Origin of the sequence: Promicromonospora iranensis (assembly GCF_028994805.1) — a bacterium.
Taxonomy (GTDB): Bacteria; Actinomycetota; Actinomycetes; order Actinomycetales; family Cellulomonadaceae; genus Promicromonospora; species Promicromonospora iranensis.
The window spans coordinates 85,261-110,090 of sequence record NZ_JAJQQP010000013.1; the positions used below are offsets into that span (position 1 = coordinate 85,261).

General features: G+C 73.5%; 24 protein-coding genes. 14 read left to right on the top strand and 10 right to left on the bottom strand.

Annotated elements, in window-relative coordinates:
- The first annotated feature begins 302 nt into the window (after positions 1-302).
- The gene (locus tag LUM46_RS21030; protein WP_274996661.1) at positions 303-4,298 is read left to right on the top strand and encodes a LamG-like jellyroll fold domain-containing protein; all 3,996 of its coding nucleotides are present in this window, start codon (positions 303-305) and stop codon (positions 4,296-4,298) included.
- Positions 4,299-4,386: 88 nt separating this feature from the next.
- On the opposite strand, the gene LUM46_RS21035 is transcribed toward LUM46_RS21030, so the two are convergent.
- Entirely contained in the window at positions 4,387-5,982 is a 1,596-nt protein-coding gene (locus LUM46_RS21035) for a glycosyltransferase family 2 protein (RefSeq protein WP_274996662.1), read from the bottom strand.
- A 131-nt stretch (positions 5,983-6,113) separates the two neighbouring features.
- On the opposite strand from LUM46_RS21035, the gene LUM46_RS21040 reads away from it, so the two are divergent.
- Both LUM46_RS21040 and LUM46_RS21045 read left to right on the top strand, forming a co-directional pair.
- On the top strand, positions 6,114-7,451 hold the full coding sequence (locus LUM46_RS21040) for a sensor histidine kinase (protein WP_274996663.1): 1,338 nt from the start codon (positions 6,114-6,116) through the stop codon (positions 7,449-7,451).
- Between the two features lies 1 nt (position 7,452).
- Positions 7,453-8,106: a response regulator gene (locus LUM46_RS21045; RefSeq protein WP_274996665.1), complete on the top strand. Its 654-nt coding sequence runs from the start codon at positions 7,453-7,455 to the stop codon at positions 8,104-8,106.
- Between the two features lie 66 nt (positions 8,107-8,172).
- On the opposite strand, the gene LUM46_RS21050 is transcribed toward LUM46_RS21045, so the two are convergent.
- The gene (locus tag LUM46_RS21050; RefSeq protein ID WP_274996666.1) at positions 8,173-8,829 is read right to left on the bottom strand and encodes a gluconokinase; all 657 of its coding nucleotides are present in this window, start codon (positions 8,827-8,829) and stop codon (positions 8,173-8,175) included.
- A gap of 78 nt (positions 8,830-8,907) precedes the next feature.
- Here LUM46_RS21050 and LUM46_RS21055 point away from each other — a divergent pair, with 78 nt between their 5' ends.
- From LUM46_RS21055 to LUM46_RS21065, 3 genes are all read left to right on the top strand, one after another.
- Positions 8,908-9,609, top strand: coding sequence for a FadR/GntR family transcriptional regulator (locus tag LUM46_RS21055; protein ID WP_274996667.1), 702 nt, complete (start codon positions 8,908-8,910; stop codon positions 9,607-9,609).
- Positions 9,610-9,687: 78 nt separating this feature from the next.
- A complete protein-coding gene (locus tag LUM46_RS21060) occupies positions 9,688-10,326 on the top strand; it encodes a hypothetical protein (RefSeq protein ID WP_274996668.1) in 639 nt (212 codons plus the stop codon).
- 145 nt (positions 10,327-10,471) lie between these two features.
- The gene (locus tag LUM46_RS21065; RefSeq protein WP_274996670.1) at positions 10,472-11,965 is read left to right on the top strand and encodes a PepSY-associated TM helix domain-containing protein; all 1,494 of its coding nucleotides are present in this window, start codon (positions 10,472-10,474) and stop codon (positions 11,963-11,965) included.
- Positions 11,966-11,998: 33 nt separating this feature from the next.
- Here LUM46_RS21065 and LUM46_RS21070 read toward each other — a convergent pair whose 3' ends face one another.
- Complete coding sequence (locus LUM46_RS21070; RefSeq protein WP_274996672.1) at positions 11,999-12,679, bottom strand: TetR/AcrR family transcriptional regulator; 681 nt, start codon at positions 12,677-12,679, stop codon at positions 11,999-12,001.
- Positions 12,680-12,724: 45 nt separating this feature from the next.
- Here LUM46_RS21070 and LUM46_RS21075 point away from each other — a divergent pair, with 45 nt between their 5' ends.
- Positions 12,725-12,889, top strand: a complete 165-nt coding sequence (locus LUM46_RS21075; protein WP_274996673.1) for a hypothetical protein — start codon at positions 12,725-12,727, stop codon at positions 12,887-12,889.
- A 31-nt stretch (positions 12,890-12,920) separates the two neighbouring features.
- Here LUM46_RS21075 and LUM46_RS21080 read toward each other — a convergent pair whose 3' ends face one another.
- Entirely contained in the window at positions 12,921-13,934 is a 1,014-nt protein-coding gene (locus LUM46_RS21080) for a zinc-binding dehydrogenase (protein WP_274996675.1), read from the bottom strand.
- A gap of 96 nt (positions 13,935-14,030) precedes the next feature.
- Entirely contained in the window at positions 14,031-14,888 is an 858-nt protein-coding gene (locus LUM46_RS21085; protein ID WP_274996676.1) for an SDR family oxidoreductase, read from the bottom strand.
- Positions 14,889-14,989: 101 nt separating this feature from the next.
- On the opposite strand from LUM46_RS21085, the gene LUM46_RS21090 reads away from it, so the two are divergent.
- Positions 14,990-15,442, top strand: coding sequence for a winged helix-turn-helix transcriptional regulator (locus tag LUM46_RS21090; RefSeq protein WP_274996678.1), 453 nt, complete (start codon positions 14,990-14,992; stop codon positions 15,440-15,442).
- On the opposite strand, the gene LUM46_RS21095 is transcribed toward LUM46_RS21090, so the two are convergent.
- Positions 15,439-16,143 (bottom strand): ArsR/SmtB family transcription factor, encoded by a 705-nt coding sequence (locus tag LUM46_RS21095; RefSeq protein WP_274996680.1) that lies wholly within the window; start codon positions 16,141-16,143, stop codon positions 15,439-15,441. The two genes, LUM46_RS21090 and LUM46_RS21095, sit on opposite strands and share 4 nt — an antisense overlap.
- 64 nt (positions 16,144-16,207) lie before the next feature.
- Between LUM46_RS21095 and LUM46_RS21100 the strand changes: the two genes are divergently transcribed.
- Positions 16,208-16,711: an ACT domain-containing protein gene (locus LUM46_RS21100; RefSeq protein WP_274996682.1), complete on the top strand. Its 504-nt coding sequence runs from the start codon at positions 16,208-16,210 to the stop codon at positions 16,709-16,711.
- On the opposite strand, the gene LUM46_RS21105 is transcribed toward LUM46_RS21100, so the two are convergent.
- On the bottom strand, positions 16,677-17,555 hold the full coding sequence (locus LUM46_RS21105) for an SDR family oxidoreductase (protein ID WP_274996683.1): 879 nt from the start codon (positions 17,553-17,555) through the stop codon (positions 16,677-16,679). The genes LUM46_RS21100 and LUM46_RS21105 overlap by 35 nt on opposite strands.
- A gap of 151 nt (positions 17,556-17,706) precedes the next feature.
- On the opposite strand from LUM46_RS21105, the gene LUM46_RS21110 reads away from it, so the two are divergent.
- On the top strand, positions 17,707-18,303 hold the full coding sequence (locus tag LUM46_RS21110; RefSeq protein ID WP_274996684.1) for a TetR/AcrR family transcriptional regulator: 597 nt from the start codon (positions 17,707-17,709) through the stop codon (positions 18,301-18,303).
- 22 nt (positions 18,304-18,325) lie between these two features.
- Here the strand turns inward: LUM46_RS21110 and LUM46_RS21115 are convergent, their stop codons facing one another.
- On the bottom strand, positions 18,326-19,171 hold the full coding sequence (locus LUM46_RS21115; RefSeq protein WP_274996685.1) for an SDR family NAD(P)-dependent oxidoreductase: 846 nt from the start codon (positions 19,169-19,171) through the stop codon (positions 18,326-18,328).
- 65 nt (positions 19,172-19,236) lie between these two features.
- On the opposite strand from LUM46_RS21115, the gene LUM46_RS21120 reads away from it, so the two are divergent.
- Positions 19,237-19,884, top strand: coding sequence for a TetR family transcriptional regulator (locus LUM46_RS21120; RefSeq protein ID WP_274996686.1), 648 nt, complete (start codon positions 19,237-19,239; stop codon positions 19,882-19,884).
- 5 nt (positions 19,885-19,889) lie between these two features.
- Here the strand turns inward: LUM46_RS21120 and LUM46_RS21125 are convergent, their stop codons facing one another.
- On the bottom strand, positions 19,890-20,363 hold the full coding sequence (locus LUM46_RS21125; protein WP_274996687.1) for a hypothetical protein: 474 nt from the start codon (positions 20,361-20,363) through the stop codon (positions 19,890-19,892).
- Positions 20,364-20,486: 123 nt separating this feature from the next.
- Between LUM46_RS21125 and LUM46_RS21130 the strand changes: the two genes are divergently transcribed.
- From LUM46_RS21130 to LUM46_RS21140, 3 genes are read left to right on the top strand one after another with little or no spacing between them, the layout of a single operon-like run.
- On the top strand, positions 20,487-21,599 hold the full coding sequence (locus LUM46_RS21130) for an alcohol dehydrogenase family protein (RefSeq protein ID WP_274996689.1): 1,113 nt from the start codon (positions 20,487-20,489) through the stop codon (positions 21,597-21,599).
- Positions 21,586-22,635: a proline racemase family protein gene (locus LUM46_RS21135; protein ID WP_274996690.1), complete on the top strand. Its 1,050-nt coding sequence runs from the start codon at positions 21,586-21,588 to the stop codon at positions 22,633-22,635. Before LUM46_RS21130 ends, LUM46_RS21135 begins: the two co-directional genes overlap by 14 nt.
- A 29-nt stretch (positions 22,636-22,664) precedes the next feature.
- Positions 22,665-23,480 carry a TIGR03619 family F420-dependent LLM class oxidoreductase gene (locus LUM46_RS21140; protein WP_274996691.1) on the top strand — a complete coding sequence of 272 codons (816 nt, stop codon included), beginning with the start codon at positions 22,665-22,667 and terminating at the stop codon, positions 23,478-23,480.
- 9 nt (positions 23,481-23,489) lie between these two features.
- Here the strand turns inward: LUM46_RS21140 and LUM46_RS21145 are convergent, their stop codons facing one another.
- Positions 23,490-24,722 carry an amidohydrolase gene (locus LUM46_RS21145; protein WP_274996805.1) on the bottom strand — a complete coding sequence of 411 codons (1,233 nt, stop codon included), beginning with the start codon at positions 24,720-24,722 and terminating at the stop codon, positions 23,490-23,492.
- Positions 24,723-24,830: the final 108 nt, after the last annotated feature.

Genomic DNA, 24,830 nt, shown 5'->3' on the forward strand with positions numbered 1-24,830 from the left:
GATCGGTCGTTTGCCTTGAGATCGGTCAATCAAACGACCGATCTCAGAGCAAGCGACCGATGTCAAAGATTCAGGTCATCAACCGACCGATCTCGAGGAGCCCGACACCGGCAAGGGACCGATCTCAGCGCTCCGTGCCACGTGGCTGAGCCCGACCCCAACCCCTGAGCCCGACTCCACCCCCTGAGCCCGACTCCACCCCCTGAGCCTGGTTCCACCCCCTGAGCCCGACTCCACCCCCTGAGCCCGGTTCCACCCCCTGAACCTGTTCCACCCCACGATGAGAAGGAAGGCACTCAACGATGAGCACATCACCTTCAGCGAGCGGCGATCCGCGTAGCGGACCAGCACCCCACGGACCAGCGCCGCGCAGGCCTCGGCGCGCCGCCGTCGCGGCGCTCGCGGCCCTGGCGCTCGCCGGGAGCACGGCGGGGGCGGCGCTCGCCGCACCGGCCACGGCGAGCACCGGCCTGGCGACCGACACGGCGGCGGCCCAGGAGCTGCCCGCGCCGCACCTGCACTACACGATGGACGACGTCGCCGACGCCGTCGTGCCCGACACCTCCGGGAACGGGCTGGACGGCGCGATCTCCGGCACCACCGGCCTGGTCGACGTCGAGGGCGGTGGCACGGCGCTCGACCTGCCCGGCGGGTCCGGCGGCGGCTACGTGACGATCCCGCGCGGCGCCCTGGAGGGCGCCACCGACGTCACCGTGTCGGCGCGCGTCCGCTGGGACGGCACGGGCGGGGCGTGGCAGCGGGTCTTCGACCTCGGCACGGACACCACGCGCTACCTGTTCGCGACGCCGTCGAACGGCGACGGCCGCCTGCGTACCGCGCTGACGACGAACGGCGGCGGCGGTGAGGCGCAGAACAGCGGCTACGGCCCGCTGCGGGCCGGCGACTGGGTGACGCTCACGGTGACCCTCGACACGGACGCGGACCGGCTCACCACCTACCTCGACGGCGTGGCCGTCGGCTCGGCGCGGTCGAACCTGGCAGCGGGCGACCTGCTCACGGACGCCGCGCAGTCCGCCGGGTACCTGGGCCGGTCGTTCTACCCGGACCCGCTCCTGGACGGCGCGATCGACGACTTCCGCCTGTACCGGGCCGCGCTGAGCAGCGGGCAGGTGGCCGAGCTCGTGGACGAGCGGCCCGACCTGGTGGAGCTGACCAAGGACGCCTTCGAGGTGCGCACGACGGTCGCGGCAGCGCCTGAGCTGCCGGCGGCCGTGCGTGCCTCGTTCACCGACGGCTACGACCGTGACGTCCCGGTGACCTGGGACGAGATCGATCCCGCGCAGTACGCGCAGACGGGGGAGTTCACCGTCTCGGGCGATGCGGCGGGCACACCGGTGACCGCGACCGTCACCGTGCACCGCGGTGAGCTGCGGGTCGACCTGGGCGCGGAGACCGGGACGTTCCACGGTGGGGCCTCCGGAACCCTGTACGGGCTCTACGGCGACGGGCTGCCCAGCGACAACCTCATCGAGGGGATGGGGATCCGGACCGTCTCGACGAAGGCGCAGGACGGCCCTCAGCACCCGGGCGCCGACGCGCTCGAGGTGGTCCGGCCGCTCGCCGACGCCACCGACGGTGACGTCTACGTCTACATGACCGACATCCACCGCGGCTTCCCGTACGAGTGGCCGGGCGACACCCCGCAGGAAAAGCTCGACGGCTTCGTGGACAAGATCGCCCTGCAGGTCGACCAGGTGCTCGAGATGCCGGCCGAGTACCAGGACAACGTCGTCTTCGTCCCGTTCAACGAGCCCGAGGGCAACATGTTCGGCACCGGGCAGTGGAGCTACGACGGCACGTCGTGGCTCGACGACCCGGCCGACTACTTCGCCGCCTGGGACCGGGTCCACGCGCTCATCAAGGAGCGCATGCCGGAGGCGCGGATCGCCGGACCGAACACGAGCATCCTCTTCGGCCAGGTCAAGGGCTTCCTCGAGCACACGGTCGAGGCCGGGACCGTCCCTGAGGTCATCACCTGGCACGAGCTGTCGCACCCGGAGAAGATCCGCGAGTCTGTGGCGACCTACCGTGACTGGGAGGCCGAGGTCTTCGCCGGCACCGAGCTGGCGGGCACCGAGCTGCCGATCAACATCAACGAGTACGCGTTCAACTACCACACCTCGGTCCCGGGCCAGATGATCCAGTGGATCTCGGCCATCGAGGACTCCAAGGTCGACGCCGACATCGCGTACTGGAACATCGACGGCAACCTCTCCGACTCCGCCGTGCAGTCCGACCGCGGCAACGGGCAGTGGTGGCTGTTCAACGCGTACGCCCAGATGAGCGGGAACACCGTCGCGGTCACGCCGCCGTTCCCGGGGGAGAACTACACGCTGCAGGGCGTCTCCGCGCTGGACACCGAGCGTGCGCTGTCGCGCACCATCATCGGTGGGGCCGACGGCGCCGCCCCGGTCGAGCTCGTCAACGTCCCCGACGCCGTGTTCGGCGACGACGTCCGTGTCACCGTGCGCGAGATCCCCTGGACCGGCCAGCTCGGCGACTCCGCGCAGCCGCGTCACATCGCCGAGACCACCATGCCGGTCACCGACGGGAAGGTCGCCGTGGACTTCGACGGCGAGACGCTGCCGCTGCTGCGGGAGTCGTCCGCCTACGAGATCGTCGTGACGCCCGCGGGCGTCGGGGAGTCGACGAGCACCGCCCCGACGCTCTGGGACGGCAGCTACGAGGCGGAGGACGCCACCTACACCGGGTCGGGCTACAGCCTGAACGGGCCCGAGGGCTCGCCGGCCGACGTGGGCAAGTTCTACACCTCCGGCGGGTACGACGTCGGCGGCCTGCGCACCGGCTCCGACGGCGTCCTCGACTTCGAGGTCACGGTGCCCGAGGACGGCACCTACGACCTCTCCGTCTTCGCCAACAGTCTCAACACGTTCGACGCCGTGGCGGAGCAGGGCCCGACCAACGTGTTCGTGCGGGTCGATGGTGCGGCGGAGCAGGAGCTCCACCTGCCGCTCGGCTACAAGTGGGTGGTCTGGGACCACGCCGACACGGAGGTCGAGCTCACGGCGGGCACCCACACCATCTCGCTCGCCGCCCGGAGTCTCGACGGCAGCCGCACCACCACGGGCGACGCGATCCTCGACCGGATCACCCTGGCCCTGCCCAACCCCGACGCCGGGACCGCCGTGTACGAGGCGGAGCACGCGACCCTCGACGGCGGGCGGGCGCTGTACACGGCGCCCGACGGCGCCGACCCGGCGACGGTCTCCGGCGCCGGCGGCGTCGAGCTGGCCGACGGCGAGACCGCGACGTTCTGGGTCTACAGCGCCGTCGACCGCGAGGCGACGCTCGGCGTCGACACCCTGGGCGCGGGCACCGGCACGCTCGCGGTCAACGGCCGCGAGGTGCTCGACCTCGCAGCGGGCCGCGCAGGTCAGACCCACGAGGTGGCCGCGCATCTGACCGGTGGCGTGAACAAGGTGGTGCTCACCGGCGGGGCCGACGGCGTCGTCGTCGACCGGCTGACCACCGCGCTCGGGACGGGGCAGCTCGGGGCGGCGGAGTACCAGGCCGAGGACGCCGAGCTCACCGGTTCGGCGACGGTGGCCGACCTCTCGCTCGCCGAGGGCGGCAAGGCGGTGACCGACGTCGGGGGAGACCCGGGCAACGGCAGCACCCTGACGTTCCGGGTCGACGCCGGCCAGGCCGGGCCGCACGCCGTCGTGCTGCGGTACTCGAACCCGGAGCAGTCGCCGGCGTCGCACTACAACCCGGACCCGATCGCCCGCCGGGCGGACATCTCCGTCAACGGCGGCGCGTCGGCCCCCGTGCTCTTCCCCCACTCGTTCCACGAGAACAACTTCTGGGAGAAGACGGTGGTGCTCGACCTGGAGGAGGGCGCGAACACCATCACGCTGAGCTCGGAGGAGGCGCCGAACTTCGACGGCGTCACCTACGCCTCGGACGTCTGGCCCGACTTCCCGCTGCGGTCGCGCTGGGCCCCGATCGTGGACCGGATCACGGTGTCGCCGCTCGCGGCGCCGCTGGCCGCGTCGACCATCGAGGTGACGACGGAGTCGATCTGCCGCGGGCCGCGCGCGTTCGTGACGGTCAGCACGCGGAACGTCTCGGACGAGCCGCTGGACGTGCGGATCGACGGCACGCTCGGGAAGCGGGCGACCCAGGAACTGGCCGCCGGTGACAGCTGGCGCCAGTCCTTCAGCGCGCGCAAGGCCGCGCTGAAGGCCGGGTCGGTGACGGTGACGGCGGACGGCGTCGCGACCGAGCACGCCTACCCGGCGGTGGCCTGCGACTGACGCGGCACCGCTGGAGACCGCGCCCGCCGGTCGGGCTTGTCGAGACCTCTGTCCCGACAAGCTCGACCGGCGGGCGTCGGGCGGCTGATCACGAGCGGGCCAGGCGTCCCCCGACGAGGGAGTAGCCGACGGCGGTGGCCGCCACGACGCAGAACGCCCCCGCCGGTGCGACCGTCCCGGTCATCAGCACCGCCACGAGGACCGACGCGGCAGCGGCGGCGAGCTCGGGCCGTCGTCGGCGGACGACGGTGCGCAGGCCCGCCCGGTCGCTGTTCTTGGGCGTGACGACGAACCGCGCGCGGATTCCGAGACCCACGCGCAGGACCGCACGCAGCGTGACGATCGCGACGGACGCGTAGAGCAGGCCGCCGCGCAGCAGGAACAGGGCGGCCGTCACCGGGCCGCCGCGCCGGACGCTCCGGATCGCTTCGGGCAGCAGGGGCACCGACCCGAGGATCCCGAGCGACGCACCGAGCGGGACCGGTATCCCCGGCATCCGCTCGGCCGCCGCCGCGAGGGCGAACCCGAACAGCGAGACCAGCATGACGGCGCCCACGAGCGGCGAGACCAGGTCCAGGAAGACGTCGAGCCGTCGTGCGGGGCGCAGCCGGGCGTCGAAGAGCAGGCCGCGGTCGCGGCCGAGCAGCTGCATGGCGCCCTCGGTGAACTTGCCGAACTGCGTGGTGAACGCCGTGTAGTCGGTGGGCGCGTCCTCGACGGAGACGAGGCCGGGCACGTAGCGCACGGTGCGTCCGCGGCGCGCCAGCTCGAGGGTGAGTGCGGCGTCCTCGGTGACGACCTCGGGGAGCCCTCCGACGTCGCGCAGCGCACGGACGTCGAGCAGCGCGCCCCGGCCCGCGAAGGTCGCCATGTCGAACCGGGCGCGGCCCGCTGATACCGCACGCAGGTGGGTGTCGAACATCCGGCGGAAGTCGCGAACGAACCGGGTCTCGCCCCGCCGCGAGCGGATGGCGCCCTGCACGACCGCCACCTGAGGGATCGCGTGGAGGTGGTGCAGGGCGGTGCGCACGAAGTCCGGACCGATCTCCTGGTCGGCGTCGATGATCACGACGGCGTCCACGTCGTCCGCATGGTGGCGCAGGTAGTTGTTGATGTTGCCGGCCTTGAACCCGCGGCGGTCCGTCCGGCGGACCACCTGGACGGCGCCGACGGTCCCGGCGGCAGCTTCGGTGCGGGACACGACGGCGTCGACGGCGGCACGAGTCCCGGCGCCCCGCGAGTCGTCGAGGACGACGGTCCGGGTGCGCGGGTGCGTCTGACGCATGCTGCGCTCCACGACGTCGGCCCGGAAGTCGTCGGCGGTGGTGTAGAGCAGGGCGACCACCAGGTCGTCGAGCTCGGGGCGCGGGATCCTGGCGCGCCGTCCGACGGACGGGTGCGACCGCCGGGTCGCGGCGACCAGGAGCACGGCGGCTCGGATGCCCACCAGCCAGGCGGCGGCGATCGCGGTGGCGGCGAGCGTCGTCGTCGTCCAGGTCAAGGGGCTCGCGGGGCGTGTCGCCGATACCAGGACGAGCCACGCGGCCGCCGAGAGGACGGTCCAGGACACGGCGAGCGCGAGCGCGGGACCGAGCGTGGCGAGGGGTCCCGGCACGTTCTCCCCGTGTCGTGGGCGGGGACGGGAGCCGTCCGGGTGGGGTTCGTCGGGGCCGGTCGTCAGCATGCGTCCTATCCCACCGGGGGCGGGCCGGTGGGTCACTGGCGCGCGGGCGAGACCGGGGGTAGACCTGGCACTACCCCGGAGGTCCACCGGGCACTGTCCCGGGCCGGATTCCCCGGCGGTACCGTGAGCGGGTGAGCCGATCCGCGAGTCTTGCTCTCGCCCTGCGGCGGCGTGGCTACCTCGTGTCGCGCTGGCTGCCACGAGCGTGGCTGTTCACGTTCGTGAGCGCGCTGGTTCCCGGCCCCTTCGCCGCCCTCGTGTTCAGCGGCTTCCTCCAGGACCAGCGGCTCCCCGTCGTGGTGGGTGTGCTGCTCCTGCTCATGCTGGCGCTCAGCCCGCTGATCGCCCGGCTGGACCGCTCCCGGGTGCGGCTGCTCGGCAAGGACACGATCGCCGACCCCCACGTACCCACCGACCGTCGCGGTCTTGGCAGAGCGGCGTTCCGGCTGCGGGAGGCGGCGACCTGGCGCGAGGTGGCCTACGTTGTCGTCACCGTCCCGCTCGGGTGGGTGGGTGCCGCCGCGCAGATCCTCACGCTCTGGTCGGCGCTCCTTCTGGTGACGCTGCCGAGCCGCTTCGTGGGCAGCGACAACGTCTGGGCCGAGAACCCGGCAGGCAGCGTGCTCGGGTTCCTCGCCGCGCTGGTCGGGTTTCCCACCCTCGGGTACGTGCACGGTCTGCTCGCCGAGGCGCAGGCCGCGCTCGCCCGGGCGCTGCTCGCGCCCCGGAGTGCCGAGCTGCGCCGGCAGGTCCAGCGGCTCACCGCCTCGCGCACCCGTCTCGTCCGGTCCTTCGAGGGCGACCTGCGGCGCATCGAGCGTGACCTGCACGACGGCGTGCAGCAGAAGCTGGTCACCCTCGCGATCGCCCTCGGCTCGGCCGAGCTCGACGCCGGCGACCTGGCGCGTACCGGGGTCGACGTCGGGCGCCTGCGTGACCATCTGGGCCGGGCCCACGACCTGGCCGAGGCCGCGCTCGAGGACCTCCGCTCGACCGTCCGCGCCATCCACCCGCGGGTGCTCGCCGACCACGGGCTGACGGCGGCCGTGCACGAGCTGACCTCCCGGATGCCGGTGCCGGTGGCCCTGGAGAGCACCGTCGAGGACCGCTTCGACGCGGAGATCGAGCTGTGCGCCTACTTCGTCGTCAGCGAGGCGCTGACGAACGTCGCGCGGCACAGCCAGGCGCGGACGGCGCGGGTGGTGCTCGCTCGCGACGGCGGGGTGCTGGTCGTCCGGGTGCACGACGACGGCATCGGCGGCGCCGGCACCGGCTCGGGCACCGGCTCGGGCACCGGGCTCGTCGGGCTGCGGGAGCGAGCCGAGGCGGCGCAAGGCAGCCTGACGGTGTCGAGCCCGGCCGGCGGGCCGACGACGGTCGCCCTGCTCCTGCCGGCCCGTGCACCACTGGCGGCTCCGCCCGCTGTGGCTCACCCCGTGACTCAGCCCGCCGTGACGGAGGTCGCCTGACGTGCGGATCGTGCTGGCCGAGGACTCGATCCTGCTGCGCGAGGGCCTGGTCGGGCTGCTCGAACGGGTGGGGCACCAGGTGGTGCACGTGACGGACGACGCCGACGAGCTGGTGCGGCTCGTGCTGGCGGACGGCGCGCACGGTGCGCTGCCCGACCTGGTGATCACCGACGTCCGGATGCCGCCGCGGCTGCAGAACGACGGCATCGACGCGGCGGTGGAGCTGCGGCGCCACCATCCGGCGCTGCCGGTGGTGCTGCTGTCCCAGTACGTCGCCGACGCCTATGCGCGGGACCTGCTCGCCGGCTCGTCGGGCGGGATCGGCTACCTGCTCAAGGACCGCATCGGGCGGGTGAGCGACGTCATGACATCGCTGGAGGTCGTCGCGGCCGGCGGGACGGTCATCGACCCGCAGATCGTCCGGTCGCTGCTCGACCGGAGCTCGTCGCCGCTCGACACCCTGACACCGCGCGAGCGTGAGGTGCTCGCGCTGATGGCGGAGGGCAGGGCGAACCCGGAGATCGCCGAGCGGCTCGTCGTGAGCGACGCGGCCGTGGCCAAGCACATCGGCAACGTGTTCGCCAAGCTCGGCCTCACGGTCGACGACGCGGGCCACCGCCGGGTCCGGGCGGTGCTGGCGTACCTGCGCGGCTGACCGCACCCCATCCCGAGGCCCTTCTGCGCGGCGGCCCGTCCCGCCGCGCACCCGACCGGCCCCAGGTCAGCGGCCCCCGTGCTCGGTGCTCGACGGGATGTCGAGCAGGCGGAGTGCCTCCTCGACGATCTGGTCCGGCCGCGGGGTGATGTCGACGACGAACCCGGGCTCGTCGTCCTGCAGGGGTTCCAGGGCGGCGAGCTGGCTGTCGAGCATCTCAGGCTTCATGAAGTGCCCGGCGCGCCCCTGGATGCGCTCGCGCAGCAGCTCGGAGGAGCCGGTGAGGTGCACGAACTGCACAGCGCCTGTCGAGTCGGTGCCTGTCGAGTCGCTGCCCGTCGCACTGCTGCCGGCGGTCGCCAGCAGGTCACGGTAGTTCCGGCGCAGGGCGCTGCACGGCACGACCGCGCTCCGGCCCTCGGCGAGCTCCGCGGCGAACCAGTCGCGGATCCTGTTCAGCCACGGCCAGCGGTCATCGTCGTCCAGCGGGTGGCCGGCGGCCATCTTGGCGACGTTGGCGGGGGAGTGGAAGTCGTCACCCTCCGCGAACGACGCGCCGAGCCTGCCGGCCAGGAGTGCGGCGACCGTCGTCTTGCCCGAGCCGGCCACGCCCATGACGACGATCGCCCGGGGGCCGGGGCGGCTCGAGCCCGTCCCGCTGCTGGATGTCCCACTGGTGGTTCGGGTCGAGTACATCGCTGTCCCGGTGACGTCTGTGTCCATCCCCCTATCCTCACCCATTGGTGACACCATTGTGACGTGATGAATATCATCAAGGTCGTGGCGCTCTAGTCTTGGAGGATGTCCCCAGTGCTGCACAGCCCCGTCCTCGAGGCCCTGGGCCGTCGCATCACCGGTGGGGCGCTGCCGGCCGGGGCGACGCTGACGCTGGACGGGATAGGGACGGAGTTCGGGGTGTCGCGCACCGTCGCGCGCGAGGCGATGCGCCTGCTCGAAGGGCTCGGCCTGGTCCGTTCCGGGCCACGCGTGGGCATCGTCGTCCTGCCGCACGACGCGTGGAACGTGCTCGACCCCCGCGTCATCGAGTGGCGGCTGGCCGGGCCGGGGCGTGCGTCGCAGCTGCGGTCGCTCACCGAGCTGCGCCAGGCGGTCGAGCCGCTCGCCGCCTCGTGCGCCGCCCGCGGGGCCACCGCCGCCGTCCGCGACGAACTGGTCGCCACCGCGCGCCGGATGCGCGAGCTCGGCGAGGCCGGCAAGGGCGACGGCGAGGAGTTCCTGGCGCTGGACATCCAGCTGCACGAGCTCCTCCTGCGGTCCAGCGGGAACGAGCTGTTCAGCGCGCTCGCCGACGTCGTCGCCGTCGTCATCTCCGGGCGCACCCACCTCGGCCTGATGCCCGCCTATCCCGAGCCGGAGGCGCTGGACGCGCACGAGGCGGTGGCGCTCGCCGTCGCCCGCGGGGACGGCGCGGCCGCCGAGGAGGCGATGGCCCGGATCGTGCGCGAGGTGCGCGGGGCGCTGGGCGAGGGCACCAGGTCCTGACGGCGGGCCCCGGCCGCGGGGGCTGGTCCGCGCGGCGCAGGCAGTGCGCCGGGGTGGCGCCTCCGGTATGAATGGGGTGTGCACTCGTCCCGACGGCTCCGCGACGCGCGCGGTCCCGTGGTGGCGTCCGCCGCGACGGCCGTGGCGCTGCTGGCGCACCTCCTCGGCGGCGGTGTGCTCCCGGGGTGGCTCGGGATCCTCGTGCCCGGGGCCCTGTCGCTCGCGGTGTGCACGGCCCTCGCGGGCCGCCGGCTCTCCCTGTGGCGGACGACGGCGTCCGTCGCGCTGAGCCAGGTCCTCTTCCACACGCTGTTCGTGCTGGGCGCGCCTGCCGGGTCCGGTGCCGCCGGGACGGCGCCCGCGGGCAGCCGGGCGGGCCACGGCATGCACGGTGTCGACGCGCTCCCGGCGTCGGGCGACGTGGTGCCCGGCGTGCTGCCCGGCGCGGAGCCGGCCATGTGGTTCTGGCACGGGGCCGCGGCCGCGGCGACCGTCGCCGGCCTGTACGGCGGCGAGCGTGCGCTGTTCCGCCTGCGCGACATCGCCGGGCAGACGGCGGACTGGGTGCGCCGCCGGTTCGGCCCGCCCGTCGACGCCGTCCCCTCGTTCCCGGTCGTGCGCGTGGTGGCGCCCGACTGGTTCACGGGATCCTTTCCCGCTCGTCCTGAGGTGTCGCCGTCGCGGCGCCGTGGTCCACCCCGCGCGCTCGCGACCTGACTTTTCCGCGCAGCCTTTCCCGCGTGACCTTTCCGCGTGACCTTTCCCTGAGCACCGACCGGCTCGGCCCTGCCCGCCGTCCTGCCGTGGACGCGCCCGGGCGGGCGCCGTCGGTGCCGCCCTCATGACCTGAAAGCGAACACCCATGACCACCACCGTCCTCGTCGCGCCCGAGACCGAGCGCGCCCCTCGACGCCCCGGCCGGCCGGTCCCCGCCCGACCGGCGCGCTCCGGCCGCCGGCAAGGCTGGTTCGGCGCCCTGCTGCTCCGCCTGCACTTCTACGCCGGCCTGCTCGTCGGCCCGTTCATCCTCGTCGCCGCGGTCACCGGCGCCCTGTACGCCCTGACCCCCGCGCTCGAGCAGGTCGTCTACCGGCACGCGCTGCACGCTCCCGCCACGGACACGCAGCTCAGTCTTGCCGCGCAGGTGGACATCGCCCGGGACCACATCGGCGACGGTGCGGCGACGCCGTCCGCGGTGCGCCCCGCACCCGAGCCGGGCGACACGACGCGGATCATGTTCGCCGACGACCGCCTCGGCGCCAGCGAGTCCCGCGCCGTGTTCGTCGACCCGGGCACCGGCGAGGTCCGCGGCGACCTCACCGCCTACGGCACCAGCGGTGCCCTGCCGCTGCGCACCTGGGTCGAGCAGCTGCACGGCAGCCTCCACCTGGGCGACGTCGGCCGCCTGTACAGCGAGCTCGCCGCCTCCTGGCTCGGGATCGTGGCGCTCGCCGGCCTCGGGCTGTGGCTCCGGCGCATCCGGACGTCGCGCGCCAGGAAGGACCTCGTACGGCCTGCCCGGGGACGCAACGGCTACCGCAGGCTGTTCACCTGGCACGCCTCGGTCGGCATCTGGGTGCTGCTCGGTGCGCTGTTCCTCTCGGTGACGGGCATCACCTGGTCGCAGCATGCGGGCGGCACCGTGGACGCCCTGCGGGCGGCGCTCGACTGGAGCACACCCGCGGTGGACACGCACCTGCCGGACGGCGACGCCGGGCCGGCCGCCGGCGGGGCCGCGGGGCATGAAGGTCACGGCGGCCATGCCGGCCACCTGTCGGCCGGTGCCGGGGGAGCGACCGACGCCGCGCTGTTCGACGCCGTCCTCGCCACGTCCCAGGCGGTGAACGTCAACACCGGCCTCGTCGAGATCAGGCCGCCCGCCGAGCCAGGGACCGCCTGGGTCGTGCAGGAGATCCAGCGCAGCTACCCGACCGAGGTGGACGCGGTCGCCGTCGACCCCAGCTCCCTGCAGGTGGTGCACCGTGTCGACTTCGCCGAGTTCCCGGTCGCCGCGAAGCTCACCCGCTGGGGGATCGACGCCCACATGGGCTCGCTGTTCGGCCTGCCCCACCAGCTGGCCCTGTTCGTGCTCGCGGCAGGCATCGCCACGATGGTCGTGCTGGGCTACCTCATGTGGTGGAAGCGCCGCCCGACGCGGGAACCCCGGCCCCTGGGCGGGACGCCGCCGCGACGGGGAGCCCTGCGCGGCGCACCCTGGTGGGGGACCGGCGCGGTGCTCGCCGGGGCGGTCCTGGTCGGCTGGTGGCTGCCGCTGGTCGGCTGGACCCTCGCCGGGTTCGTCCTGATCGACCTGCTCGTCGGCGTCGCCGGCCGCCGGGCCGCGCGAGCCCGCTGAGGGACCGCGGCCCCGGGGTCAGCGGATCGCAGGTCAGCGGATCGCGGCCATCAGCGGAAGTCGGACGGCGGGCGGCAGGGGCCCGTCGTCCGGCCGCGCGCCGATCGACCGGAGCTGCAGCGCCACGAACCGGCGCGAGGCGGCCACCGCCGACTGGCGCGACGTGGCCCGGAGGCCGGAGTTGGCCATGATCAGCGCGACGATATCGTCCAGCACGACGTCGCGCCGCAGCCCACCGGACTCCTTGGCCCGCCGGATCAGCTCGGCCAGCGACCGCAGGGCACGGGTGCGCTCCTGAGCGAAGTCGACGGCCTGCGGGAACGCCGAGACGAACGCGGCCGTGAACCCCCGGTCCTGGGCGTGCATCACGCACACCTGCTCGATCGCCCCGCTGAGCCCGTGCCACGGGTCGGGGTCCGCGAGGCCGTCGTCGACGATCGCGGTGCAGGTCGCCATCTGCTCCCGGAACGCCTCGGTGACCAGAGCCTCCTTGGTCGGGAAACGCCGGTACAGCGTCGCGGGACCGACCTCGGCGCGGCGGGCCAGCTCGCGCATCGAGACGTCGATGCCCTCCTCCGCGAAGACCTTGCGCGCCACCTGCAGGATGCGGTCGCGGTTGTCGCGCGCGTCGGAGCGCAGCTCGTGGGTGGAGTGCGGGACAGAGGGCTGCTCGGTCGATGCTCTCGCTTCGCCGAAACGGACGGGCTGTTCCATGTGAACAGGATCGCGCGGCAGCGGCCGTGTTGCGACACTCGGACGATGCACATCAACGCCCTGGCCACGCTGCCCGCCGTCTGGCAACAGCTGAACGCCGGCCCGATCGCCCAGGCCTTCACCACCACGAGCACCCTGCTGGGCGCCGCCGCCCTCGGCTTCCCCGGTCAGCTCGTCGAGGTCGACCCGACGGCGGCGCTCGCGGACTGACCGGCGTCGGCCCGTCCGCCGCGGTGCGCCGTCAGTTCTGCAGCAGCACCTTGATCGCGCGCCGCTCGTCCATCGCGCGGTACGCCTCGGCCACCTCGGACAGCGGCAGCGTGAGGTCGAAGACCTTGCCCGGGTCGATCTCGCGCTTCCACACCAGGTCCAGCAGGTGCGGGAGGTAGGCGCGCACGGGGGCGACGCCCCCGCGGATGCCCTTGTTGCCCCAGAAGAGGGTGTCGGTCGGCAGGTCCCCGTGCGGGACACCCACCAGCCCGATCGTGCCGCCGGGGCGGACGAGCTCCACCGACTGCGCGCGGGCCTCCTCGGTGCCGACGCACTCCAGGACCGCGTCCGCGCCGATACCCTCGGTCAGCTCGAGCACCTGGGCCAGCCCCTCGGCGCCGCGCTCGGCGACGACGTGGGTCGCGCCGAACTCCTCGGCGACCTGCTGGCGGGGTGCGTGCCGGCTCATGGCGATGATCGTCGAGGCACCGAGCCGCGCCGCCGCGAGCACGCCGCTGAGCCCGACGGCGCCGTCGCCGACCACCACGACGCTCGAACCCGGCCCGACGCCGGCCGAGACCGCCGCGTGCCAGCCGGTGCACATCACGTCGGAGAGGCTCAGCAGGCTCGGGATCAGGTCGGCGTCCGGCTCGCCGGGGGTGGCGAGCAGCGTGCCGTCGGCGTTCGGGATGCGGATCTTCTCTGCCTGGCAGCCGTCGAAGCCGCCCCCGTGCAGGCAGTTGGCCTGCATGCCCTTGCGGCAGACCGCGCAGGTGTTGTCGCTGTGCAGGAACCCGCCGACGACGAAGTCGCCGACCCCGACGGTCGTGACCGCCGCACCGACCTGCTCGACGACGCCGACGTACTCGTGCCCGATCGGCGTCGGACGCTTGACCCGTGAGACGCCCCGGTAGCGCCACAGGTCCGAGCCGCACACGCAGGAGGCGACGGTGCGGATGACGGCGTCGGTGGGTTCCACGATGACGGGATCGGCGCGCTCCTCGAAGCGGACGTCCCCGGGGCCATGAATGATTGCTCCTCGCATGCACCCCATTCAACACGCAGGATCGCGGTGCCGGAGCCCCGGTGCCCGATCCGGATGGTCGGCAATTCGCCGACCACCCGGCTCCGGGGCTTCCGGTCAGGAGTGGGCGGCGTGGATGGCCTCGGCCAGCGGGGTGGCGGGGCGGCCGAGGAGGCGGGCCAGGTCGTCGCCGTCGGTCTCCAGGTCGCCGGCGGCGATCGACGCGTCGAGGCCCGCGACGAACCCGGCCGTGCCGGCGTCGAGCCCGTGCTGCTGCAGCTCGGCCTGGAAGTCCTCCACCGACAGGTCGCGGTAGGCCACCTTCGTCCCCGTGGCGTCGCTGATCGTCGCGGCGAGGTCGGCGAGGGTGAACGCGGGGCCGCCCAGCTCGTGGACGACCTCGTCGCCCTCGTCGGTCAGGAGTGCCGTTGCCGCCGCCGCGGCGTAGTCGGCGCGCGCGGCACCCGAGACCTTGCCGTCCCCGGCGGCTCCCACGATCTCGCCGCGCTCGAGGTACTGGTCGAGCTGTCCGGTGTAGTTCTCGGTGTACCAGCCGTTGCGGAGCAGGGTCACCGGGATGCCCGACGCGCGCAGCGCGGCCTCGGTCGCCTCGTGCTCACCCGCGAGCGGGTTGGAGGTGCTGCCCGCCTTGAGGATGCTGGTGTAGGCGATGCGCTCCACTCCGGCGGCCTTGGCGGCGTCGACCACCGCGGTGTGCTGGGGCACGCGCGCCCCGACCTCGCTGCCGGAGACGAACAGCAGGCGCTGCACGCCGGCCAGGGCCGCGGGCAGCGTCTCGGGTCGCGAGTAGTCGCCCTCACGGACCTGGACGCCGCGCCCGGCAAGATCCGCGGCCTTGCTGGGCGTGCGGACGATCGCCACGACGTCCGAGGCGGGAACGCCCCGGGACAGGAGCTCCTCGACGACAGCACGGCCGAAGGGGCCGGTCGCTCCGGTGACGGCGTAGGTGGTCATGTCACTCTCCATTGCTCAAGATTGCTCAAGTGGTTGCCAGCAGGAAGCACTAACAATTCGAAAGTACACTATATTCCGACGGTGCGCGGTATCCTGGGTCCGTGAGCATCACCGATCAGGAGTCCGCCGCCCGGGAAGCCGCCCCCGGGGGCTCCGCAACGCCGGACGCCGCTCCCGCGCAGGAGCTGGTGGCCGACGTCTTCGCGCGCGACTGCAGCTCCCGTGCCGCGTTCGAGGTCGTCACCTCGAAGTGGGCCTCGCTCGCCCTGCTCGCGCTCGGCGAGGGTGGCTACCGCTTCAACGCCCTGCGCCGGCGGGTCGAGGGGGTCAGCGAGAAGATGCTCTCCCAGACGCTGCAGGCGCTCGAACGGGACGGCATGGTGACCCGCGAGGTGGTCACGACCATCCCGCCGCGTGTCGAGTACGCGCTGACGCCGCTCGGCGAGGGCGTCGCGGAGCGGCTGCGCTCGCTCGCGGACCTGCTGGAGGCCAACGTGACCGAGGCTGCGCGGGAGTCTGCGCGGGAGTCTGCGGGGGAGTCTGCGGCGACCTAATGAGCGAGCGGGTCGATGCCCCAGGCCCCGCGAAGCAGGTCGTGGCCTGCGGGGGTGACGTCCAGGCCCCTGCCGGACCGGTGGCGGTTGACCCACCCGGCGTCGAGGAACCGCGTGCCGACCGCGGCGCCGAGCGCCCCCGCCAGGTGCGGCCGCCGTTCCGTCCAGTCCAGGCACGCTCGCGTCGTCGGCCGCCGCGCGGAGAGGGCGCCGTCGACGTCCACCCCGATCCCACGCAGCCCGACGGCGCCGACGTCGGTCAGGACCAGCTCGTCGCGGCCCGCGAGCCAGCCGGACCGGACCCAGGCGTCGGTGAGCGCGGTGCCGAGCCGGCCCGCGAGATGGTCGTAGCAGAACCGGGCGGCGGCCAGGTACTCCGCCCGCCGGCTGCGGCGGTATCCCGAGACCGGGGCAGCGTCGGCGACCATGCCGAGGGACTCCAGCGCCGCGGCGACCTCCGGGCCCGCGAGCGCGTAGTACCGGTGCCGTCCGCGGGTCTCGGAGATCACCAGGCCGGCGTCCACCAGGACGGACAGGTGGCCCGAGGCCGTGGACGCGCTCACTCCCGCCGCCCCCGCCAGCTCACCCGCCGGGCGCCGGGAGCCGTCCATGAGCAGGTTCAGGAACGTCGAGCGGGCCGGGGTGGACAGTGCCCGACCCAGCGTGGTGAAGTCTCTGTCCCTGCTGAGGGGCGGGGTCATGGCCCGACCGTACGGCCGCGACATTTCGGCGTCCACCGAAGCGTTCCCGTCCTACGGTCCCGCCATGACGACACGAGCGATGACGGCACGAGCGATGACGGCACGAGCGATGACGACACGAGCGATGACCGCACCACTGATGCAGGACATCGAGGTCCACCTGCCCGACCGCCCGGGGGCGCTCGCCGACCTGGGCCAGGCCCTGGGTGAGGCGGGCGTCAGCCTGGAGGGCGGCGGCGTCTTCACCCTCGACGGCCGCGCGGTGGCGCACTACCTCGTGCACGACGGCGCCCGCGCGCTCCGGGCGGTCGGCGACGCCGGGCTCGGGCCGGCGGTGGTGCGCGACGTCGTGCTCGCGCAGCTGGACCAGGAGGTGCCCGGTCAGCTCGGCACGCTCGCGCGGCGCCTGGGCGACGCCGGCGTGAACGTGCTGGTCCAGTACAGCGACCACGCCGGCAACCTGGTCCTCCTCGTGGCCGACGAGGACGCGGCGACGTGCCGCGAGGTGGTGGCGCACTGGGGGAGCCGCGGGTTCACCGCGCACGGAGGGCGCGCAGCCGGCCGATGACGGTCCAGGCGATCATGCGCACCATCCGCAGCGGGCCGTACCGGACACCGGTCGCGAACGGCGCCTCGCCCCGCAGGACCGCCTCGGCCCCGCCGTCCACGAAGTGCACCTGCCCCGTGGTGAACCCGGCGTCCGGCGACAGCAGCCAGGCGATCGCCGCGGCGACCGGCTCGACAGGACCAGGCATCCCGAGGGGCTGCGGTAGAGCGTCCTGGAGCACCCGGGCGTTCGCGGGGTCCGCGAGCACGCCGCGCCGGGCGGCCTCGGTCTCGACGATGCCCGGCGCCACCGCGTTGAGGAGGATCCCGGCACCGGCCCAGTCGTCGTCGACGGAGGTGCGGCGCAGCCACCGGTTGAGGGCGATCTTGGTCGACCGGTAGACGACTGTCCCACGTCCCCGTGCCACCAGGGAACCGGCGATGGCTACGGCGCGGCGCTCGTCGTCGGCGAGGCACGCGTCGACGAGATCGGCATCACCCGCGGAGAGCGACGACGAGGAGCTCACGACCACTGCGCGCGGCCGGGGCGCACGCGCCAGGTCGTCACGCAGGGTGCTCAGCAGCGCGACGGTGCTGAAGTAGTTGAGCCGGACGGCGACGTCTGCGTTCCCGCTGCCCGCCACGAGCGCGACACCGTCGATCCCCGCCGGAGCAAGGCTCCGGACCTGCTCGACGGTGGAGCCGCGGCCCTCGGGCGTGGTGAGGTCGGCCCGGACGTCAGCCGCCTCCCCGATGCCGCACCGGATGACGCGGGCGCCGCTCGCCTCGAGCCGTGTCGCGAGGACGGCGCCGATCCCCGAGTCGGTGCCGGTCACCACATAGGTCCGGCCGGTGTGCTCCGTCATGTCTCCTCCTTGTGAGCCCCCGGTGAGCCCTTGGTGAGCCCCTGGTGAGCCGGCCCTGCTGAGTCAACCCTTGCTGGGCCGGTGCTTGCTGGCGTGTATTGATGCACTAGTGCATCAATACACTAGTGCATCGCGCGCTAGGGTAGGAGCCATGGGGGAGCAGACCGGAGCTCGTGCTCGACGACGGGCCGAGACGCGGGGCGCCATCGTCCGCGCGGCCACCGGCCTGTTCCGCGAGCGTGGCGTGGCCGCGACGTCGATCGACGACATCGCGGCAGGGGCGGGAATCGCACGCCGCACGTTCTTCCTGCACTTCCCGTCCAAGGAGGACGTGCTCTTCCACTATCTGGAGGGCCACGTCGGCCGGGCGGCCGAAGCCCTGGACGGCCTGCCCGCACAGGCGAGCCCTGCCCAGGGTGTCGCAGCTGTGATGGCGGTGCTGGTCGACCTCTTCGAAGACCCGACTGCCGGTACGGACGAGCTCGCCGACCTCCGTGCCGAACTGGTCACCGCGGCGCGCGGGCTGCCGGCGTCGCTCGTCGTGCGGCTGCAGCGCGCCCAGTCCGACCTGGTCGGCGCGCTCCGTCTGCGTTTCCCTGACCCCGCCGGCTGGCCGTTGATGGCGGCGCACCTCGGGGCCTGCATGGGGGCCGCGACGGCGGCGGCGGTCGCCGTCGAGCGGCCCGGGGCGCGGGCCGCCGCGATCCGGGACGCGGTCGGCCGCGCGAGCGCCGGCTTCGAGGCCTGACCCGGCTGGCGGAGCGCCCGCGTCAGCCCGCCGCGACCCCGGTCAGCTCCGCGGTGCGGTCCCACAGTCGGCGGGCGAGGTCGGCGTCGCGCGCCTGCGGGTTGACGCGCCGTGCGACGCGGCCGCGCTCGTAGTACTCACCCGACTGCCAGCCGACGCCGGGCTCGGTCTGCGCGAACCGGACCAGCTGCGCGGCGCCCCTCTCGGGCGTGGCCAGGACCAGCTTGCCGATCCGGTTCTGGTACAGGGGCCGCAAGAGGCTCGTGCTCTCCGTGCCGAAGCTCGTCGCGACGACACCCGGGTGGAATGCCGCCGACGAGAGGCCCTGGTCGTGGAAGCGCCGGTGCAGCTCGGTGGTGAACAGGATGTTCTCGAGCTTGGCCGTACCGTACGCGCGGTGCGGCGTGAAGTCCCGGTCGTGGTCGAGGTCGTCCAGGTCGAGGTGCCCGAAGAGCCGCGCGCCGGCGCTCGAGGTCTGGATGACCGAGGCGCGGCTCGCGAGGAGCTTGTCCAGGAGCAGGCCGGTCAGCAGGAACGGCGCCAGGTGGTTGACCTGGAGCGTCCGCTCGTGACCGTCGGCGGTCTTGGTGCGGTCGCCGAGGATGCCGCCCGCGTTGTTCGCCAGCACGTCGATGCGCGGATACGCGTGGTCGAGCTCGGCGGCCAGGCGGCGCACGTCCGCCAGGCGGGTGAAGTCGGCGACGAAGTGGTCCCCGCCCACCTCGCGGGCGACCTTCGCGGTCTTCTCCGGTGAGCGCCCGACGACCGCCACGTGATGGCCCGCAGCGCTGAGCAGACGGGCCGCGGCGGCGCCGATCCCGTCGCTCGCGCCGGTGATGACGATGGTCCTGGGGAATGTGCTGTCCATACGGCACAGCATGCAGCGGGTGGCACAGTGTGTCAACCGCGGCGCATCGTGTAACGTCCTGCCCCATGGAGCGCAGCGCGGACAGCAGCACGGACAGCACCACGGACCAGCCCCGCACCGGCCTGCGGGAGCGCACCCGACGGGCGGTCCAGAAGGAGATCACCGAGGCCGCGGAGCGGCTCTTCGTCGAGCGCGGGTACGAGGCGACGACGATGGGGCACATCGCCGAGGCTGCCGGGATGTCGCGCCGCACGCTCTACCGGTACTTCTCGACCCGGGAGGACGTGGTGCTCGGGAAGCTCGACGTCGTGACCGACGAGGTGCTCGCCGCGCTGCGTGAGCGGCCCGCCGGGGAAGCGGTCTGGGTCTCCCTGCGGCACTCGTTCGACGCGATGATCGCGCACCTCGACGCCGCCGGGAGCAGCGGGCTCGCCGCGCCCATGCAGCGCATCATCCTGGAGACACCGGGCCTGCGCGCGCGCTACCTGGAGAAGATCGAGCGGGTCGAGGCCGCGGCGGAGACCGTCGTGCGCGAGCGGGCGGACGCGGCGGGCACGCCCTGGGCCGTCGACGACCCCACGCCGCGCGCCGTCGTCGCGGCCGCGCTGGGCTGCGTGCTGGCCGCCGAGCACGCGTGGCTCGCAGGCGGGGCCACGGAGACGATCGCGGTGCTCGTCGACCGTGCCATGGCCGCCGTCGGGCCGCGGGACTGAGGCGCCTACGCCACCTCGACGTGCTTTCGTGCCGCCTCCACGAAGTCGAAGATGGCCTGTCGGGACACGTCGCGCGCGTCCTTGAAGTCCTCGGCAGGGGTGCGCAGCGTGAGCAGGTCGACGCTGTCGATCGCGTGCTGCGCCAGCTCGATCAGCTGCGGGGACTCCGTGACGAGCTGGACGCGGAACATCGCCTCGAGCGCGTTCGTCCGCAGCCGGTACGTCTCGTAGCGGATCGCATCCGGGTCGGCGTTCTGACGCTGCTCCTGGACCGCGTACCGGCGGTCGATCTGCGCCCGGCGCAGGCTGACCAGCGCGCCGCCGTACGTCGTGTACGCGCTGACCCGCTCCTGGCGCAGGCGCTCGTTGCGCTCGAAGCGCTCGGCGTCCGCCCGGTTCCGCCGCTGGAAGTAGTGCGTCGCGAGCGAGCCGAGCAGCGTTCCGACGACGGCGACCACGCTGGTCACGATGATCTCCACGGGCCGAAGCCAACCACGCCGGACGCTCGTGGGGGAACCCCGCTCCGAGCAGGCGGTCCGGCATGGAGAACGGCGCGGGGCGCACGCATGCGACGTCGGAAGGGGCGCCCCTAGACTCACAAAATGGCAGCGATCCCTGAGGTGATGAAAGCCGTACAGCTCGTCGGGCACGGTGGTCTCGACCAGCTGGTCTATCGGGACGACGTGCCGACGCCGGTGCCGGACGCCGGCGAGGTGCTGATCGAGGTGCATGCCTGCGGCATGAACAACACCGACGTGTGGGTGCGGGAGGGCGCCTACGGCACGGAGGCCGACGCCGCCGAGGTGTCCACCTGGCGGCGGGGCAGATCCACGCTGACGTTCCCCCGGATCCAGGGCACCGACACGGTGGGCCGCATCGTCAACGTGGGTGAGGGCGTGCCGAGCGCGCGGATCGGCGAGCGCGTGATGGTGGACTTCAGCATCTACAACCGCCCGGAAGGTGACGACAGCCTGGCGGACATCGACTACATCGGCCACGGGCGCGACGGCGGGTACGCCGAGTACACGGTGGTCCCGGCCGAGAACGCCTACGAGATCACCTCCGACATCGGCGACGCCGAGCTGGCGACGTTCTGCTGCGCGTACCTGACCGCCGAGCAGATGCTTGACCGTGCCCGGCTGGCCAAGGACGAGCGGATCCTGGTGACCGGCGCCTCCGGCGGCGTGGGGTCGGCGATCATCCAGCTCGCGCGGGTGCGCGGCGCGGTGCCGTACGCCGTCACGAGCCCTGGCAAGGAGGACGCGCTGCGGGAGATCGGTGCCGAGGACGTCATCCTGCGGGACGCTCCCGACCTGGTGGCCGAGGCCGAGCGCGTGGTCGACGGCCCGGTCGACGTGGTGGCCGACCTGGTCGCCGGCCCGATGTTCAACGACCTGCTCCGGATCCTCCGGCCGGAGGGGCGGTACACGACGGCGGGCGCCATCGGCGGACCGGTGGTGAACCTCGACCTCCGCACCATGTACCTCAAGCAGCTGGAGCTGCACGGTTCGTCCCAGGGCACCCGGACCGCGTTCCGCCGGCTGGTGCGCTACATCGAGGACGGTGCCGTCCGGCCGCTGCTCGACCGGACCTACCGGCTCTCGGACTTCCACGCGGCGCAGACCGCGTTCCTGGGCAAGGCCTACATCGGCAAGCTCGTGGTCGTCCCCGACCGGCACTGGGCAGAGATCGGAGCACCGCATGCAGCACCGTGAGTGCACGCTGGAGCTGATCGACACCCAGTCCGGCGGGGACGTCAGCCGCATCGTCGTCGCCGGCGTCGAGCCGCTGCCGGGCGCGACGGTGCTCGAGAAGGCGCGATATCTGCAGAACGAGGGCGACGGGCTGCGGCGTCTGCTCCTGTCCGAGCCGTACGGCGACCCGGCGATGTCCATCGACCTGATCGTCGAGCCGAGCCGCCCCGGAGCCCAGGCCGGCTACATCATCATGGAGGCGATGGGCTACCCGCTGTACTCGGGGTCCAACACCATCTGCACCGCCACGGCGCTGCTGCAGAGCGGCGCGATCCCCATGCAGGAGGGCCTGCAGAACGTGGTGCTCGAGTCGCCCGCCGGCCTGGCGCTGATCACCGCGCGGGTCTCCGAGGGCAGGGTGGACTCGATCACCACCCAGGGCGAGCCCGCGTACGTGGCCGACGAAGGCCTGAGCGTGGAAGTGCCCCACTACGGCACGGTGGCGTTCGACCTGGTGTGGAGCGGCGCGTACTACGCCATGATCGACGCGTCCCGGCACGGCTTCGCCATCACCGCCGAGGAGCAGATCGCGCTGACCGCCTTCGGGGACGCCTTCGTGCGCGCCGCCCGGCCCGGGCTGCGGCAGGAGCACCCGGAGCTGGGCGACGTCGGCCCGCTGCCGTTCGCCCACTTCATGGGTCCGGTCCGCACCCTCGAGCCGGGGCGCATGGAGTCGCCGTCGGCGACCTACGTGCACCCGGGTGTGCTCTGCCGGAGCCCGACCGGGACGGGCACCTCGGCGCGACTGGCGCTGATGTCCCGGCGGGGCGAGATCCGCGAGGGTGAGTCGCTGGAGACGATCTCGCCGCGTGGCAGCCGGTTCGTCGGCGCCGTGCTGAACGACGCGCGGGTGGGCGACTACGCGGCCCTGCACTCGACGATCACCGGCCGCGCCCGGCTGATCGCGCACTCCCGCATCACCGTCGACCTCGACGACCCGCTGGTGGACCCCAGCGACCTGGCGAACGTGCTGCTGCCGCGGCCCGCCGGGGAATGACGACGTCGTGGCGTCGGTTCGGGTCTGGCATGGAGCTACAGGTGGTGCTGCCCGACGAGTCGCCGACGATGCCCGTGCGGACGCTCGTCGATCTGGCGCGGGCGGCCGAGGACCTCGGATACACCACGGCGTGGCTGCCCGACCACGTCCTGCCGCCCGGCGAGTACGGCGCCACCTTCGGCGGCGTGTACGAGCCGCTGGTGACGATCGGGCACCTGTCCGCGGTCACCGAGCGGCTGCGCTTCGGCACGTCGGTGCTCGTCGCACCGCTGCGCGACCCGTTCGTGCTCGCCAAGCAGGTGGCGACCCTGCACCAGCTCTCCGGCGGGCGGGTGGTCCTCGGCCTCGGGGTGGGCTGGAACGTGCCGGAGTTCGACGCCGTGGGCGCGGACCACCGGCAGCGCGGCGCCGTCACGGACGACGTGCTGGCTCTGCTCCGGCACCTGTTCTCGGGTGGGACGGCGCCCTACCGTGCCAGGCGGTTCTCCTACGAGGAGGGCGTGTTCGCGCCGGTCCCCGAGGGGAAGGTGCCCGTCATGATCGGCGGGAACAGCGACGCCGCGCTCCGCAGGGCCGCGCGGTACGGCGACGTCTGGCAGGGCATCCCCGCAGGCCCCGGCGCGTTCGCCGAGCGTGTGCGGACGCTCGCCGGGCTGCCGAGCGGCGGCGACGTCGTGCCCGCGCTCCGGGTTGGCTGGGACGGCAGCACGCCGGTGGAGCAGGTCGCCGACGCCGTCGTCGCCTACCGGGAGGCCGGCGCTGCCCAGCTCGCGGTACACCTCGGGGCGTACGAGGGGACTCTCGGGCGGATGGAGGCCCTGGCCGGTGCGATGGCGGCTCGCTGAGCCGTCGGCTCAGGCCGGGGCCGGCGGCGCGAGGCGGTCCAGGGCCGCGACGACCAGGGCCTCGACGCCCGTCTCCAGGGTCGGGTGCGGCACCGGCGCGAACCGGGGGGAGTGGTTGGACGGGATGTCCTGGTCCACCGTGCCGGCCTCGACCGCCGCCTGGAAGGCCGCGGGGTCCCAGCCGCCGAGCAGCCAGTACACGATCGGCACGCCGGCGGCGGTGGCGAGCACGCCGACGTCCTCGCTGCCCGAGACCGGGCCGGGATCGATGACCCGCTCGGCGCCGAAGCGCGCCGCCAGCACGCCCCGGGTGCGCTCGGTCTCGGTGGGGTCGTTGATCACCGGCGGGAACGCGTCGCGGATGGTGATCTCGGGCGGCTGCGGCGCTCCCGCGGTGGCGGCCTCGCCCCGCGCGATGCGTTCGATGGCCGCCAGCACCCGGTTGCGGACCGTCTCGTCGAAGGAGCGGACGTTCACCCCGAGCCGCGCCTCGTCCGGGATGATGTTCTCCTTGGTCCCCGCGTGCAGCGTCCCCACGGTCACGACGGCGGCGTCGCCCGCCGCCACCTCCCGCGAGACGATGGTCTGCAGCCGCAGCACCGTCGACGCCGCCAGCACCACGGGGTCGACGGTGGCCTCCGGCCGGGACCCGTGGCCGCCCCGTCCGACGAGGCGGATGTCCACGGAGTCGGTGCCGGCGAACGCCGGTCCGCCGTGGACGCCGAGCAGGCCCGCCGCCACGGGTGCGACGTGCTGCCCCAGCACGATGTCCGGGCGGGGCACCAGGTCGTACAGGCCGTCGTCCACCATGGCGCGGGCGCCCTGGCCCAGCTCCTCGGCAGGCTGGAGGACGACGACGAGCGTGCCGGACCAGGCCGGCCGGCTCCGGCTGAGCAGGTCGGCGGCGCCGAGCAGGGCGGTGACGTGCACGTCGTGCCCGCAGGCGTGCATGACGCCCGACTCGACGCCGTCCGCGGTGGTGGTGGTCCGTACGGTGCTGGCGTACGGCAGGCCGGTGTCCTCGGTGACCGGCAGGGCGTCCATGTCGGCGCGCAGCAGCACGCACGGGCCGTCGCCGTTGACGAGCACTCCTGCGACGCCGGTCCCGCCGACCCCCGCGTGCACGACGAAGCCGAGGGCCGCGAGCCGCTCGACGGCCAGGGCCGCCGTGCGGTGCTCCTCGAAGGACAGCTCGGGATGGGCGTGGAGGTCGACGTAGGTCTCGCGGAGGCGCTGGCGCATCGAGCCCAGTGGCGCGAGGACAGCGTCGACATCGATGCCTGGTGCCGCGGGAACCATCATGCGCCCACCATGCCACCGGGCGGACGCGGCTGCGCGGGGGCTCCCCGG

Excerpts from the sequence above, each read along its gene's own strand:
- LUM46_RS21030 (WP_274996661.1), top strand. The coding sequence starts at position 303 with ATGAGCACATCACCTTCAGCGAGCGGCGATCCGCGTAGCGGACCAGCA.
- LUM46_RS21035 (WP_274996662.1), bottom strand. The coding sequence starts at position 5,982 with ATGCTGACGACCGGCCCCGACGAACCCCACCCGGACGGCTCCCGTCCC.
- LUM46_RS21050 (WP_274996666.1), bottom strand. The coding sequence starts at position 8,829 with ATGGACACAGACGTCACCGGGACAGCGATGTACTCGACCCGAACCACC.
- LUM46_RS21055 (WP_274996667.1), top strand. The coding sequence starts at position 8,908 with ATGTCCCCAGTGCTGCACAGCCCCGTCCTCGAGGCCCTGGGCCGTCGC.
- LUM46_RS21065 (WP_274996670.1), top strand. The coding sequence starts at position 10,472 with ATGACCACCACCGTCCTCGTCGCGCCCGAGACCGAGCGCGCCCCTCGA.
- LUM46_RS21070 (WP_274996672.1), bottom strand. The coding sequence starts at position 12,679 with ATGGAACAGCCCGTCCGTTTCGGCGAAGCGAGAGCATCGACCGAGCAG.
- LUM46_RS21075 (WP_274996673.1), top strand. The coding sequence starts at position 12,725 with ATGCACATCAACGCCCTGGCCACGCTGCCCGCCGTCTGGCAACAGCTG.
- LUM46_RS21080 (WP_274996675.1), bottom strand. The coding sequence starts at position 13,934 with ATGCGAGGAGCAATCATTCATGGCCCCGGGGACGTCCGCTTCGAGGAG.
- LUM46_RS21085 (WP_274996676.1), bottom strand. The coding sequence starts at position 14,888 with ATGACCACCTACGCCGTCACCGGAGCGACCGGCCCCTTCGGCCGTGCT.
- LUM46_RS21095 (WP_274996680.1), bottom strand. The coding sequence starts at position 16,143 with ATGACCCCGCCCCTCAGCAGGGACAGAGACTTCACCACGCTGGGTCGG.
- LUM46_RS21100 (WP_274996682.1), top strand. The coding sequence starts at position 16,208 with ATGACGACACGAGCGATGACGGCACGAGCGATGACGGCACGAGCGATG.
- LUM46_RS21105 (WP_274996683.1), bottom strand. The coding sequence starts at position 17,555 with ATGACGGAGCACACCGGCCGGACCTATGTGGTGACCGGCACCGACTCG.
- LUM46_RS21110 (WP_274996684.1), top strand. The coding sequence starts at position 17,707 with ATGGGGGAGCAGACCGGAGCTCGTGCTCGACGACGGGCCGAGACGCGG.
- LUM46_RS21115 (WP_274996685.1), bottom strand. The coding sequence starts at position 19,171 with ATGGACAGCACATTCCCCAGGACCATCGTCATCACCGGCGCGAGCGAC.
- LUM46_RS21120 (WP_274996686.1), top strand. The coding sequence starts at position 19,237 with ATGGAGCGCAGCGCGGACAGCAGCACGGACAGCACCACGGACCAGCCC.
- LUM46_RS21130 (WP_274996689.1), top strand. The coding sequence starts at position 20,487 with ATGGCAGCGATCCCTGAGGTGATGAAAGCCGTACAGCTCGTCGGGCAC.
- LUM46_RS21135 (WP_274996690.1), top strand. The coding sequence starts at position 21,586 with ATGCAGCACCGTGAGTGCACGCTGGAGCTGATCGACACCCAGTCCGGC.
- LUM46_RS21140 (WP_274996691.1), top strand. The coding sequence starts at position 22,665 with ATGGAGCTACAGGTGGTGCTGCCCGACGAGTCGCCGACGATGCCCGTG.
- LUM46_RS21145 (WP_274996805.1), bottom strand. The coding sequence starts at position 24,722 with ATGCGCCAGCGCCTCCGCGAGACCTACGTCGACCTCCACGCCCATCCC.